We start from the raw sequence: 12,593 nt of genomic DNA on the forward strand, positions 1-12,593 counted from the left end.
ACTTCCCACGCGGCTTCGCGATCTCGGTCCTCGTCTCGGCCATCACGGTCGGCGGCACCATCGTCTTCGCCGCTCTCGCCGCCTACGCCATCTCCCGCAGCTGCACGAGCGCGATCACGAGCGCGATGAGGAAGAAGATCGTGGCGTTGGCCATCTGGTAGGCGTAGTCGCCGCTGGTGAATCCGGAGAAGATCGTCATCGCGACGCTGCGGGTGGAGGTGCCCGGTCCGCCGTCCGTCAGTCCGACGATGATGTCGTAGGCGTTGAGGAAGTTCTTGAAGCCGATGACGAGGTTGATCAGCACGTAGCCGGCGACCAGCGGCAGCGTGATCGAGCGCAGCTGCCCCCAGGCGGAGGCGCCGTCGAGGGCGGCCGCCTCGTAGACGTCACCGGGGATGGAGAGCACTCCGGCGATGTAGATCAGCAACGCTGAGGGGACCGCCTGCCATGCGGTCACGACGACGATCGCGATCCACGCGAGGTCCGGATTCGCCAGCATGCTGCTCGCCAGCGGTGTCGCTCCGATCGACTCGGCGAACGCGGGCAGCGAGTTCGAGAAGAGGAAGTTGAAGACGAAAGCGATGATGATGCCCGACACGACGATCGGCAGCACGAACACCGCGCGGAGGGCGACCTTCCCGCGGATCTGCGCCGTGAGCGCGATCGAGAGCAGGAAGGCGACCACGTTCACCAGGAGCACGGTCACCAGCGCGAATCCGACGGTGAAGCCGTAGGACGCGAGGATCGCGGGGTCGGAGAAGAGGGCGGCGTAATTGGTGAGCCCGATGAACCGCCAGTCGCCGAAGCCGATCGAGTCGGTGAAGCTGAAGAAGATCCCCATCAATGCAGGGAGCGTGATCGCGAGCGTGAAGAGCACGAGCGCGGGCAGCAGGTAGAGCAGGAACGTGCGGTCCGAGCGGTGCCGCTTCGGTGCTCGCGCGGCCGGGCGGCGGGGCGCGGCGGTGCGCTCCGGGGCCCGGACGGGGGTGGAGGTGGCCATGGGTGTCTCGTCTCTGAGAAGGGTCGGATCAGGAGCGGAAGGCGATGCGCGCCCAGTCGGCGTCGATCGTCCGGAGGGTCGCCGCGGGGTCGGAGCCGAGGACCATCCCCTGCACGTAGTTCTGCAGCGGGATGTTCTGCGGCACGAGCTGGGAGGCGCCGAGGCTGAACGCGGCGCGATCGTAGAAGTCCTGGAGCTCGACGAGGGTGGGCTGCTCGACGGCGGGGGCGTCGGTGGTGACTCCGAAGGCGTTGTTGTCGGCGTTGTAGGCGTCGATGATCTCCGGCTGCATCAGGAAGGAGAGGAACTCGCGCGCGGCCTCCTTCTTGCGGGAGGCCTCGGGGATCCACAGCGCGAGGTCGACGTTCACGCGGACCCGGCGCTCGTCAGGATCCTCCGTCATCGGCAGGGGGAACGCTCCGACGGAGAGATCGGGAGCGGTCTTGGCGATCTCGCTGAGCGCCCACGGCCCCTGGAAGTACATGGCCGCCTCTCCGCGGGAGAAGGCGAGGTTGCCGTCGCCGTAGCCGCGGCTGGCGGCGTTGGGGTTGGAGTACGACGCGACCTGCAGCATCTGCTGCATCGGGTCGGCGAAGTCCTTCTCGAACGAGACGGGCGAGCCCGGACCGACGTCGGCCCCCTGCTCCTTCAGCCGGCCGAAGAACGACTCGAGGTCCACCGTGCCTCCGACGGAGTAGTCGAACAGGCCCTGCGAGACCGTCCACGGATCCTTGTAGGTGCTGTAGATCGGCGTGATGCCCGCGGCGGTGAGCGCCTCGCAGACGGCGACGAACTCGGACCAGGTGGTCGGCACGTCCAGGCCCTGCTGGGCGAAGATCTCCCGGTTGTAGAGCACCGCGGCCATCATCAGCGAGTACGGCAGGACGCTGGTGCGGCCGGGGTAGGCGGCGGTCTGCTCGATGAGGGGCTGGAGGTCGGGGTTGATCCGCGCGGCCTCCGGCATGTCGGACAGGTCGCTCAGGGCGCCGCGCTCGACGAAGCGGGCGACCTCGAAGTTGTAGTTCAGGCAGCCGAGGTCCGGCGGGCTGCTGCGGACGAAGCCGGCCGAGAGGTTCGAGGAGAAGTCGTGGACGACGCGGACGCGCGACTGGGCCGCGTGGAAGCGCTCGATGACCTCGTCGAAGTAGCCGATGACCTCGGGCTTGGACTGGAAGAAGGTGATCTCGGTCACGCCGGAGGAGCCGGAGGGCGACGCGCAGGCCGAGAGGCCGAGGGCGGCGGCGCCGGCACCTGCTGCGGCGAGCAGCGATCGCCGGCTCAGGCCGGTGGGGGTGTGAGGGGGCACGTCGTCGTCTCCCGGGTGTCGAGGGAATAGTTGCTTCTCCCACTAAATCTAGTGACAGAATTTAATACGGGATGTACTGTTGCAGCCGATCCGGCCCGGGTCAAGAGGGAGTGTGCCGATGACCGAGAGCACCTTCTCGTCGCAGCGCCGGCGCAGCGCCCTCGAGGTCCTGGACGGCGCATTCAGCGGGGATCCGTTCACCGCCTCCGACCTGATCGCCGCCACGGGGCTCACCCGGTCGACGGTGATCGCCGTCTGCGACGACCTGATCGAGCTCGGCTGGCTCGAGGAGCTGGAGAACCAGCGCGCAGCCGGCGACTACGTCAAGGGCAGGCCCGCCCGGCGCTACGCCCTGCGCCGCCTGGCCGGGGTCGTCGTCGGCGTGGACGCCGGGCAGCACAGTATCGACGTCGTCGTCTCCGATCTCCTCGGCAGCACCGTCGCACGCCGGGTCGAGCCGGTCGACCACGAGCGGATCGAGGACCTCCGGCACGAGCGCCGCCGCGCCGACATCGAGCGCGTCCTCGACCGCGCCCTCCGCGAGGCCGGGGTGGACGACTCCGCCGTGCTGGCCGTCACGCTCGGCGTCCCGGCCCCGGTCGACGCTCTCGGCGCCTCCCCCGCTGACGCCAACGGCTTCTGGGCGGCGATGAACCCCGGTCTGATCGAGCACTTCTCCGCCCGCGGCTGGTCGCCCGTGGTCGACAACGACGCGAACCTCGCGGCCCTCGCCGAGGGCTGGCGCGGCGCGGCCGTCGGCTGCGACGACTACCTCGCCCTGCTGTCCGGGGAGCGCCTCGGCGGCGGCGTCGTCCTCGGCGGCACGCTCCTCCGCGGTGCCCGCGGGCTCACCGGCGAGATGCGCGTCCTCGACCTCGTCGAGGGCGTCGGCTCGGCCGAGGGTCTGGCCCTGCTCGCCCGCACCTGGGCCGGAGAGGAGCTCGCCCGTCGCGACCGCCCGGCCTCCCTCCTCGACCGGTTCGAGCACCCGGGCGCCGAGCAGGTCCTCCACGCCGCGCTCGCCGGTGACGCGCTCGCCGTCGCGGTGGTCGACCGCCTCGCCGACCGCCTCACCCGCATCGCGGCGGCCCTCGTCAACCTGCTCGACGTCTCGCTCCTCGTCGTCGGCGGAGCGCTCGCCTCCTCCGCCGGACCCCTGCTCGCGGAGGTGTCCGACCGGCTCGCATCACACGTGCACGCCCCGGTGCCGCGACTGCTGCCCTCGACTCTGGGCGACCGGGCCGTCGCCCTCGGCGCGGTCCGCGCCGGGCTCGACCGCGTCCGCGCCGATCCGCTGGCCCTCCGGCTCCCCGAGCGGGCGCTCGACGCCCGGGCCGGCTGACCCCTCAGGTCCGGAACGCCCGCGCGATCAGGAGCGCCGCCAGGAGCACCGCTGCGGCGGCCGCCGTGGCCGCCGGGAGGGCGAGCAGGAGCAGCAGCGAGACCGCGGCCGACGCGAGGGCGGGTCCGCTCGCCCCGGCCGCTCCGTGGTCGAGGCGCCGCACGATGGTCGCCACCAGCAGAGCGGCCACGGCGAAGGCGAGCAGCGCGTCGGCGTCGAGGATCACGACCGCGAGCACGGCGACCAGGCAGAGGACGAGCTGGGCCGCCGCCGGCACGCCGGTCCTGCGGTTCCTGGTGGCGAGCACTGCCGGGATCTCCCCTGCGTCGGCGAGACGCACGAGGGCGCGCGCATCCCTCCTCCCGAGGTCGAGGAGCGCGAGCAGGACCGCGATCACCGCGGCGGCCCCGACGAGCCCGGACGCGGGCGTGCCCCGGGTGACAGCGCTCAGGGGGGTCTCCGAGGACGCGAGGACCTCGGGACCGGCCGCCAGGAGCAGACCGGTGCCGAGCGCGGCGGCGGCCGCCGTGGCGATCCCGATGCGCAGCAGGGCGGGGCGGAGAGCCGTCACCGCGCCGGAGCGGGACGTCGGCAGGAGGATGAGGAGCAGCGCCGCGGCGGTGCCGGCTCCCAGCGGCCCTCCGTCACGCAGCGGGTCGAGCGGCGCGGGGTCCGGAGGGGACGCCAGCACGATCACGGCGGCGGCGGCCAGCAGGACGACGACCGCGCCGACGAGGAGCAGGACCGGGCGAGCGGGGAGGCGCCCGCCGCGCAGGCCGAAGAGCGCGACGGCCACGAGCAGCAGGACGGCCAGGGGCCGGGCCGCTCCCCCGAGGACAGACTGGGCCGCGGTCAGGGCCAGCGCGGCCGAGGCGAAGGCGCGCCCGACGAGCCCGAGCCACTCGGAGGAGGGGCCGTCGTGGACGGTGCGCCCGGCGTCGGCGACGGCGCTCAGGGCCGCGGCGGCCGCAGCGACGGCGAGCCCGAGGAGCAGCCACCAGCCCGCCGCGGCGGCGGCCGGCGACCAGACCAGGAAGACCGCCGCCAGGGCGAGGGTCGCATCCGAACGCTGGGGCACGGCCTCACCCTAGGCGGTGGAGCCGGGGCGGGACCCGGGTGCGCTCTGCAGGGCGCACCCGGGGCGCGGGGTCCTACGCGTCGCCGTCGAACATCGACGTCACGGAGCCGTCGTCGAAGACCTCGTGGATGGCGCGGGCCAGCAGCGGAGCGATGGGCAGGATCGTCAGGCGGTCCCAGGTCTTCTCCGGCGGCAGCGGCAGGGTGTCGGTGACGACGACCGAGTCGATGAATTCCGAGCTCAGGAGCTCGACCGCCGGGTCCGAGAAGACGGCGTGGGTGGCCGCGACGACCACGCCGATCGCGCCCGCCTTCTTCAGCGCCTCGGCCGCCTTCGCGATGGTGCGCCCGGTGTCGATGAGGTCGTCGACGAGGAGGCAGACGCGGCCCTTCACCTCGCCGACGATCTCGTGGACGGAGACCTGGTTGGCGACCTTCGGGTCGCGGCGCTTGTGGATGATCGCCAGCGGGACGCCGAGCTTGTCGCTCCAGATGTCGGCGACGCGGACGCGGCCCATGTCGGGCGAGACGATGGTGAGGGTCGAGGGGTCGAGCTTCTCGCGGAAGTGCTCGAGCAGCACCGGCATCGCGAAGAGGTGGTCGACGGGGCCGTCGAAGAAGCCCTGGATCTGGGCCGCGTGGAGGTCGACCGACATGATCCGGTCGGCTCCCGCCGCCTTGAAGAGGTCGGCGACGAGGCGGGCCGAGATCGGCTCGCGGCCGCGGCCCTTCTTGTCCTGGCGCGCGTAGGGGTAGAACGGGGCGACCACGGTGATCCGCTTGGCGGAGGCGCGCTTGAGCGCGTCGACCATGATCAGCTGCTCCATCAGCCATTCGTTGATCGGGGACGTGTGCGACTGGAGGACGAACACGTCACCTCCGCGGACCGACTCGCCGTAGCGGACGTAGAGCTCGCCGTTGGCGAAGGTGCGCCCCTCGGTCGTGACGAGCTCGGTCCCGAGCTCGGCGGCGACCGCTTCCGCCAGTGCCGGATGCGCCCTCCCCGAGACGAGGACCAGGCTCTTCTTGTTGCTGGCGGTGATGCCGGTCACTGTGCTCCGCTTCCTCCGGTGGGCGCCTGGTCGGATCCGGTGGGATCCGACGCCAGGGCCGCCTCGGCGGCGTCGGCCGCTGCGGTGCCCGGACGGTGGGTCTGAACCCACCCGGCCATGTTGCGCTGCGGAGCGACGGTGATCCCGAGGGCTCCGGCGGGGATGTCCTTGCGGATGACCGTGCCGGCGCCCGTGTACGCTCCGTCACCGATTCTAACGGGGGCGACGAAGACGTTGTGCGACCCCGCACGCACGTGCGAGCCCACAACGGAGGACGCCTTGCTCACCCCGTCGTAGTTGGCGAAGATCGAGCCGGCGCCGATGTTCGACTCCTCGCCGATGACCGCGTCGCCGACGTAGGAGAGGTGCGGGACCTTCGATCCCTCGCCGATGACGGCGTTCTTGGTCTCGACGTAGGTGCCGATCTTGCCGCGGGCGCCGAGCACGGTGCCGGGGCGGAGGAACGAGAACGGGCCGACCTGGGCCTTCGCGCCGATCACGGCGAGCGTGGCGTCGGAGCGCTTCACGACCGCGTCCTCGCCGACCTCGCAGGAGTCGAGCGTGGTGTCCGGGCCGATGACCGCACCGGTGGCGATGACGGTCGGCCCCTTGATCTGCGTGCCCGGGAGGATCTCGACGTCCGGGGCGAGGACCGCGTCCACGTCGATCCAGGTCGTCGCCGGGTCCTGGATCGTGACGCCCTCGAGCTGCCAGCGGCGCACGATGCGCGCGTTGAGCTCGAGCGCCGCGTCGGCGAGCTGGGCGCGGTCGTTGATCCCGGCCACGAGCCAGCGGTCCTGCACGGGGACGGCCTCGATCGCGCGGCCGGCGGCCTTGAGCGCGGCGGCGGCGTCGGTGAGGTACTTCTCCCGCTGGGCGTTCTCTGTGCCGATCGCGCCGATGACCGACCGGAGTGCGGCGGCGTCGAAGGCGTAGACGCCGGCGTTGATCTCGGTGAGGTCGAGCTCGTCGGGGCTCGCGTCCTTCTGCTCCACGATGGAGGCGAAGGCGCCGTCGCCGCCGCGGACGATCCGGCCGAAGCCGGTCGGGTCCTCGAGCACGCAGGAGAGCATGGTGAGCGCGTTCGCCGCGGCGAGGTGCTCGTCGAGCAGTCGGCGGAGGGTCGGCGCGTCCAGCAGCGGGACGTCGGCGCTCAGCACGACGACCGTGCCGGCGAAGGACTCCGGAAGCGCCGCGAGGCCCTGCTCGACCGCGCGGCCGGTGCCGGGCGTCTCGTCCTGGTCCACCACCAGTGCGGAGGGGGTGTGCTCGAGGACGGCCTCGGCGACCCGGTCGCGCTCGTGGCGCACCACGGTGACGACGTGCGCCGCGTCGAGCGACGCGGCCGTGTCGAGCACGTGCCCGAGCAGCGGCCTCCCGGCGAGGCGGTGCAGGACCTTCGGGGTGCGGGACTTCATGCGGGTGCCCTGGCCTGCCGCCAGGATCACGACGGCGAGCGTGCTGTCTGCCATGGTGTAACGGCAGCACGGCAGCCTTTGGAGCTGTCCGGTCCAGGTTCGAATCCTGGTGGCGGAGCGGCACCAGGACGGTGCGCTCACGGAGGAGAACGCGAAGAACATGGCAGACAGCACGCTCGCCGTCGTGATCCTGGCGGCAGGCCAGGGCACCCGCATGAAGTCCCGCACCCCGAAGGTCCTGCACCGCCTCGCCGGGAGGCCGCTGCTCGGGCGGGCGACGGCGGCCCGGGAGGCCCCCGCCTCCCGGCCCGTCCGCCTCCCGGCGTCCCCCGAGCCGCCCAGCCGCCACAATGGACGGGTGAGTGCGAATGACGAGGTCGACGGGATCGTCGACGCCTGGGTCCGGGAGCGGCCCGATCTCGACTTCACGCCGCTCCAGGTGTTCTCGCGGATGCGCCGACTGGCCAAGCAGCTCGAGCGCGCGCGCGGCAGCGCCTTCGGCCGGTCGGAGCTCGAGACGTGGGAGTTCGACGTGCTCTCGGCCCTGCGGCGCGCGGGCGCGCCCTACCGGATGAGCCCCAAGCAGCTCCTCCAGGCGACCATGGTCACCAGCGGCACCATGACCAACCGCATCGACCGGCTGGTCGAGCGCGACCTGGTCGAGCGCCTCGACGACCCGAACGACGGGCGCGGCGTGCTGGTGCAGATGACGCCGTCGGGGCTCGCCCGGGTCGACGCGGCGATCACCCGCCTGGTCGACGCGGAGCAGGAGCTGCTCGGCGCGCTCACCCACGCCCAGCAGGAGCGGCTGGCGCAGCTCCTCCGCAAGCTCTCCCTCGACTTCGGCTGAGCCGGTCGCCCCGGGCCCGCGACGGCGGCCCGCCCACGCGGTACGGGACAGCTGCCGGTGCCGCGGAGAAGAGCGGCGTCAGCCCTCGAGCTGCTCCGAGAGCTCCAGCCAGCGCAGCTCGAGCTCGGCCGTCTCGTCCTCGTAGGCGCGGAGCGAGGCGTTGAGCGCCAGGATGCCGTCGTAGTCGTCCTGGTCGTGCGTCGCCATCTTCTCGTGGACGGTCTTCGTCAGCTGGGTGAGCTTGTGCAGGCGCCGGTCGATCGCCGACACCTCCTTCTCGGCGGTGCGCCGCTCGGCCCCCGCGAGTCCGCTCGCCGGCGCGGCGGAGGAGGAGCCCGACGAGGCCGCCGCGGGCGCGCCCTTCTCGAGCGCGCGGCGCAGGTCGAGGTACTGCTCGACTCCGCCGGGCAGGTGGCGGAACGCGCCGTCCATCACGGCGTACTGCTGGTCGGTGACGCGCTCGAGCAGGTACCGGTCGTGCGAGACGACGAGGAGGGTGCCCGGCCAGGAGTCGAGCAGGTCCTCGATCGCGGCGAGCATGTCGGTGTCGAGGTCGTTGGTCGGCTCGTCGAGGATCAGCACGTTGGGCTCGCTGAGCAGGATGAGCAGGAGCTGGAGCCTCCGGCGCTGACCTCCCGAGAGGTCCTTCACCGGCGTCGACAGCTGCGCGCTCGAGAAGCCGAGCCGCTCGAGCAGCTGGCCCGGGGTCATCTCCTTGCCGCCGATGGAGTAGCTGGTGCGCTGCTCCGCGATGATCTCGCGGACGGGCCGGTGCTGGACCCCGGTCAGCTCGCGCAGCTGCTGGTCGAGGATCGCGACGCGCACGGTGGTGCCGCGCTTCACCCGGCCGCTCGTCGGCTCCACGCTGCCCGCGACCAGGCCCAGGAGGGTCGACTTGCCGGCGCCGTTCACGCCGAGGATGCCGGTGCGCTCGCCGGGCGCGATCCGCCACTCGATGCGGTTGAGGACGGTCCGCTCGCCGTAGCGGACGGTGACGTCGAGCAGGTCGACGACGTCCTTGCCCAGGCGCGAGACGGCGAGCTGCGAGAGCGAGACCGAGTCGCGCACCGGTGGCTCGTCCTCGATCAGCTGGTTCGCGGCGTCGATCCGGAACTTGGGCTTGGCCGTGCGGGCGGGGGCGCCGCGGCGGAGCCAGGCGAGCTCCTTCTTCATCAGGTTCTGGCGCTTGGCCTCCATGGTCGAGGCCATCCGGTCGCGCTCGACGCGCTGCAGGATGTACGCCGCGTACCCGCCCTCGAACGGCTCGACGAGGCGGTCGTGCACCTCCCAGGTGGCGGTGCAGATCTCGTCGAGGAACCACCGGTCGTGGGTGACGACCGCGAGCCCGCCCGACGAAGCCGCCCAGCGGCGCTTGAGGTGCTCGGCCAGCCAGGCGATGCCCTCGACGTCGAGGTGGTTGGTGGGCTCGTCGAGGAAGACGACGTCCCAGTCGCCGACGAGCAGCTTCGCGAGGGCGACCCGGCGCCGCTGGCCGCCCGAGAGGGAGCCGACCACTCCGTCCCAGGGGACGTCGCGCAGCAGGCCCGCGATCACGTCTCGGGTGCGCGCGTCGCCCGCCCACTCGTGCTCCTGGAGCCCGCCGACGACGGCCTGGGCGACGGTGAGGTCCTCATCGACCGTGTCGGCCTGGTCGAGCATCCCGAGCGTGACGCCGCGGCGGTGCGTGACGCGGCCGCTGTCCGGCTCGATGCGCTGCGCGAGCAGGCGCAGGAGGGTCGACTTGCCGTCGCCGTTGCGTCCGACGATCCCGATGCGGTCGCCCTCCTCGATCCCCAGGGAGACGTCGTCGAAGATCACGCGTGTGGGGTACTCGAGTCGCAGCGCCTCGGCGCCCAGCAGATGTGCCATAGGGATCCAGCCTAGGCGGTGCCGCCTGAGCGGTCCGCCGCGGGTCGATCACAGTGCGGCCGGGTCGCGGCCCCCGGAACTCAGCCCGCGGGTGCCGGCTCCGAGACGGACACCGAGCGGCGGTGCAGTCCCGTGGCGCCGTCGGGGGCAGGCGGGCGCTCGACCGTGGTCTGCACCGTGCCGTCCGCGTCGGTGGCGCGCACGGTCACGACGTGGTCGCCGACCGTCGCGTCCCACTCGAGGACCCACTGGATCCACGTGTCCGCGGTGACCTGCTCGGCGAGGCGCGCCTCCTGCCAGGCGCCGCCGTCGATCTGCACCTCCACCTTCGCGATGCCGGTGTGCGGCGCCCAGGCGACTCCCGCCACGGCGACCGTCCCCGCCTCGACGGGCTGGCCCTGGCGCGGCACATCGATCCGCGACTCGATCTTGATCGGTCCGCGCTCGGTCCAGCCGCGCGTCGACCAGTAGGCCAGGTCCTCCGCGAAGGTCGTGACCTTCAGCTCGACGACCCACTTCGTCGCCGAGACGTAGCCGTACAGCCCGGGGACGACCATCCGGACGGGGAAGCCGTGCTCGACCGGGAGCGGCTCGCCGTTCATCCCGACGGCGAGCAGGCTCGCGCGGTCCTCGTCCTGCAGCACCTCGAGCGGGCTGGAGGCGGTGAAGCCGTCGATGCTCCGCGAGAGCACCATGTCGGCGCCGGCGGTCGGCCGGGCCCGGGCCAGCAGCTCGCGGATCGGGTAGCCCAGCCAGAGGGCGGTGCCGATCAGGTCGCCGCCGACCTCGTTGGACACGCAGGACAGGGTGACCAGGTGCTCCTCGAGCGGCAGTGCGAGCAGCTCGTCCCAGGTGATCTCGATCTCCTCCTCCACCATGCCGGTGATCTTGAGCGACCAGTCGGCGGGCTCGACCGACGGCACCGAGAGCGCGGTGTCGATCCGGTAGAACGAGGCGTTGGGAGTGACGTAGGAGCTGATGCCGTCGATGTCGTCGAGCACGGCGCCGGCCGGGACGGGCGCGGCGGCCGAGGCGGGAGCCGGCAGGGACACGGCCTCGCGCACGGCGGTGACGGCGGCGGAGGCGGACGTGAGGAAGCGGGCGCCGATGCCGGCGGCGACCGCGGCGACTCCGGCGATCCCGACCAGGCGGAGGAACGACCTGCGGTCCGGGGAGTCGCTCTCGCGCTCCTCCTGCCAGCCGCGGAGGCGGACGGCGGCCGAGCGGAGGACGGCGGCGCCGGCCACCATTCCCACGACGCTCGGCGCCGCGTCGATCCCGGAGGCGCCCTCGCGGCTGACGGCGGCGAGCGCACCTGCGCCCGCGACGACGGCCAGCAGCAGCACGCCGAACGGCGGGCGGCGGTACTCGAGGACTCCCGCGCCGACGGCCAGCAGCGCGATCGCGAGGCCGATCGAGACCAGCAGCACGAGCTTGTCGCCGGTGCCGAAGAGCGCGATGACCGTGTCCTTCACGCCCGGGGGCACGATGTCGATGACGAAGCCGCCGACCGCGACCAGCGGACTGCCGCCCGCTCCGGTGAAGACCGCGACGACCTCGGCGGCCGCGAGGGCGACGACGGCGGCCACGATCCCGGAGAGGATCGCGAAGAGGGTGGCGCGGCGGGACATGAGCGGCACTCTAAGCCACGAGGTCGGAACTTCTCTGCGGACCGTCTGTGGAGGGCGCAGGGCGCGGGGCTCGCGCGCCCCGCTCCGGAGGCACCGCCTCCGCGACTAGGTCGAGAGCAGGCGCGCCCCGTGGACCGGGCCGGAGACCCGCACGGCGCTCAGCCGCGCGGAGCTCAGCTCGCGCTGCAGGTCGGCCGCCGCATCGGCGTCCGGAGCGAGGAACGCCACGGTCGGTCCGGACCCCGAGACGAGACCGCCGAGCGCCCCGCGGCCCTCGCCGAGCTCGAGGATGCGGGCGAGCCCGGGCTGCAGGTGCAGCGCCGGCGCCTGGAGGTCGTTGTGCATCGCGTCGGCGAGCATGGCGGCGTCGCCGGCGCGGAGGGCCTGCAGCACGTTCGGATCGATGGCGGGGGTCGCCGAGATCGGGCGGAAGTCGTGCAGGTGGCGCTCGCGGTGCCGGTCGAGCTCGCTGTAGACCTCGGGGGTCGACAGGCCCTCCTCCGAGAGGACCAGCACCCACTCGAAGCGGCCCTTGGCGAGCGCCGGGCTCAGCTCGTCGCCGCGGCCGACTCCGATCGCGGTGCCGCCGGTGAAGGAGAAGGGGACGTCGGCGCCGAGGCTCGCGGCGATGCCGAGCAGCTGCTCCCTCGTGCAGGCCGTGCCCCAGAGCGCGTCGCAGGCGAGCAGGGTCGCGGCTGCGTCGGCCGAGCCGCCGCCCATGCCGCCGGCGATGGGGACGTTCTTCTCGATCTCGAGGTGCACGCCGCCGCGGTAGCCGGTCGCCCGGGCGAGCGCCCGAGCCGCCTTGATCGCGAGGTTGGAGCCGTCGACGGCCAGGCGGGAGGTGTCGATCGAGCCCGAGAAGGAGACCGAGAAGTCGGCCGCCTCCTCCGCGAACACGTCCTCGTAGAGGGAGAGCGACTGGAACGCGGTGGCCAGCTCGTGGTACCCGTCGTCGCGCACGGCGCCGACCTTGAGGAACACGTTGATCTTGCCTGGCGCCCGCGCGTGGACCCGATTCGACGTCGCGCGGTGGGTCATGCATCCA

10 protein-coding genes, 1 tRNA gene and 1 pseudogene are annotated in these 12,593 nt (G+C 72.6%); 4 read left to right on the forward strand and 8 right to left on the reverse strand.

The window, feature by feature from the left end:
• Window positions 1-82 precede the first annotated feature (82 nt).
• The gene (locus tag C5C27_RS06470) at window positions 83-1,000 is read right to left on the reverse strand and encodes a carbohydrate ABC transporter permease (RefSeq protein ID WP_104313943.1); all 918 of its coding nucleotides are present in this window, start codon (window positions 998-1,000) and stop codon (window positions 83-85) included.
• Window positions 1,001-1,028: 28 nt separating this feature from the next.
• Window positions 1,029-2,306: an ABC transporter substrate-binding protein gene (locus tag C5C27_RS06475; protein ID WP_104313944.1), complete on the reverse strand. Its 1,278-nt coding sequence runs from the start codon at window positions 2,304-2,306 to the stop codon at window positions 1,029-1,031.
• A 118-nt stretch (window positions 2,307-2,424) separates the two neighbouring features.
• On the opposite strand from C5C27_RS06475, the gene C5C27_RS06480 reads away from it, so the two are divergent.
• Window positions 2,425-3,648 (forward strand): ROK family protein, encoded by a 1,224-nt coding sequence (locus tag C5C27_RS06480; RefSeq protein WP_104238992.1) that lies wholly within the window; start codon window positions 2,425-2,427, stop codon window positions 3,646-3,648.
• A 4-nt stretch (window positions 3,649-3,652) separates the two neighbouring features.
• On the opposite strand, the gene C5C27_RS06485 is transcribed toward C5C27_RS06480, so the two are convergent.
• The 3 genes from C5C27_RS06485 to glmU form a co-directional block, all read right to left on the reverse strand.
• Complete coding sequence (locus tag C5C27_RS06485; RefSeq protein ID WP_104313945.1) at window positions 3,653-4,726, reverse strand: hypothetical protein; 1,074 nt, start codon at window positions 4,724-4,726, stop codon at window positions 3,653-3,655.
• Between the two features lie 73 nt (window positions 4,727-4,799).
• Entirely contained in the window at window positions 4,800-5,777 is a 978-nt protein-coding gene (locus C5C27_RS06490) for a ribose-phosphate diphosphokinase (RefSeq protein WP_104222342.1), read from the reverse strand.
• Complete coding sequence (glmU, locus tag C5C27_RS06495; RefSeq protein WP_104295534.1) at window positions 5,774-7,249, reverse strand: bifunctional UDP-N-acetylglucosamine diphosphorylase/glucosamine-1-phosphate N-acetyltransferase GlmU; 1,476 nt, start codon at window positions 7,247-7,249, stop codon at window positions 5,774-5,776. Before glmU ends, C5C27_RS06490 begins: the two co-directional genes overlap by 4 nt.
• On the opposite strand from glmU, the gene C5C27_RS06500 reads away from it, so the two are divergent.
• The 3 genes and pseudogenes from C5C27_RS06500 (at window position 7,242) to C5C27_RS06505 (ending at window position 8,045) form a co-directional block, all read left to right on the forward strand.
• Window positions 7,242-7,313 (forward strand) — tRNA-Gln (locus C5C27_RS06500). The two genes, glmU and C5C27_RS06500, sit on opposite strands and share 8 nt — an antisense overlap.
• 42 nt (window positions 7,314-7,355) lie before the next feature.
• A pseudogene (locus C5C27_RS18530) lies at window positions 7,356-7,472 on the forward strand (NTP transferase domain-containing protein); the annotation flags it as partial.
• An 81-nt stretch (window positions 7,473-7,553) separates the two neighbouring features.
• Window positions 7,554-8,045, forward strand: coding sequence for a MarR family winged helix-turn-helix transcriptional regulator (locus C5C27_RS06505; RefSeq protein WP_104222340.1), 492 nt, complete (start codon window positions 7,554-7,556; stop codon window positions 8,043-8,045).
• 78 nt (window positions 8,046-8,123) lie between these two features.
• Here C5C27_RS06505 and C5C27_RS06510 read toward each other — a convergent pair whose 3' ends face one another.
• From C5C27_RS06510 to C5C27_RS06520, 3 genes are all read right to left on the reverse strand, one after another.
• Entirely contained in the window at window positions 8,124-9,914 is a 1,791-nt protein-coding gene (locus tag C5C27_RS06510) for an ABC-F family ATP-binding cassette domain-containing protein (protein WP_104237680.1), read from the reverse strand.
• Window positions 9,915-9,994: 80 nt separating this feature from the next.
• Window positions 9,995-11,545: a molybdopterin-dependent oxidoreductase gene (locus C5C27_RS06515; protein WP_104313947.1), complete on the reverse strand. Its 1,551-nt coding sequence runs from the start codon at window positions 11,543-11,545 to the stop codon at window positions 9,995-9,997.
• A gap of 105 nt (window positions 11,546-11,650) precedes the next feature.
• Window positions 11,651-12,586 (reverse strand): 4-(cytidine 5'-diphospho)-2-C-methyl-D-erythritol kinase, encoded by a 936-nt coding sequence (locus tag C5C27_RS06520; RefSeq protein WP_104313948.1) that lies wholly within the window; start codon window positions 12,584-12,586, stop codon window positions 11,651-11,653.
• Between the last annotated feature and the right edge of the window lie 7 nt (window positions 12,587-12,593).

Origin of the sequence: Rathayibacter sp. AY2B7, assembly GCF_002931635.1 — a bacterium.
In the GTDB taxonomy this organism is placed as follows: domain Bacteria; phylum Actinomycetota; class Actinomycetes; order Actinomycetales; family Microbacteriaceae; genus Rathayibacter.

Excerpts from the sequence above, each read along its gene's own strand:
- C5C27_RS06515 (WP_104313947.1), bottom strand. The coding sequence starts at position 11,545 with ATGTCCCGCCGCGCCACCCTCTTCGCGATCCTCTCCGGGATCGTGGCC.
- C5C27_RS06470 (WP_104313943.1), bottom strand. The coding sequence starts at position 1,000 with ATGGCCACCTCCACCCCCGTCCGGGCCCCGGAGCGCACCGCCGCGCCC.
- C5C27_RS06510 (WP_104237680.1), bottom strand. The coding sequence starts at position 9,914 with ATGGCACATCTGCTGGGCGCCGAGGCGCTGCGACTCGAGTACCCCACA.
- C5C27_RS06520 (WP_104313948.1), bottom strand. The coding sequence starts at position 12,586 with ATGACCCACCGCGCGACGTCGAATCGGGTCCACGCGCGGGCGCCAGGC.
- C5C27_RS06480 (WP_104238992.1), top strand. The coding sequence starts at position 2,425 with ATGACCGAGAGCACCTTCTCGTCGCAGCGCCGGCGCAGCGCCCTCGAG.
- glmU (WP_104295534.1), bottom strand. The coding sequence starts at position 7,249 with ATGGCAGACAGCACGCTCGCCGTCGTGATCCTGGCGGCAGGCCAGGGC.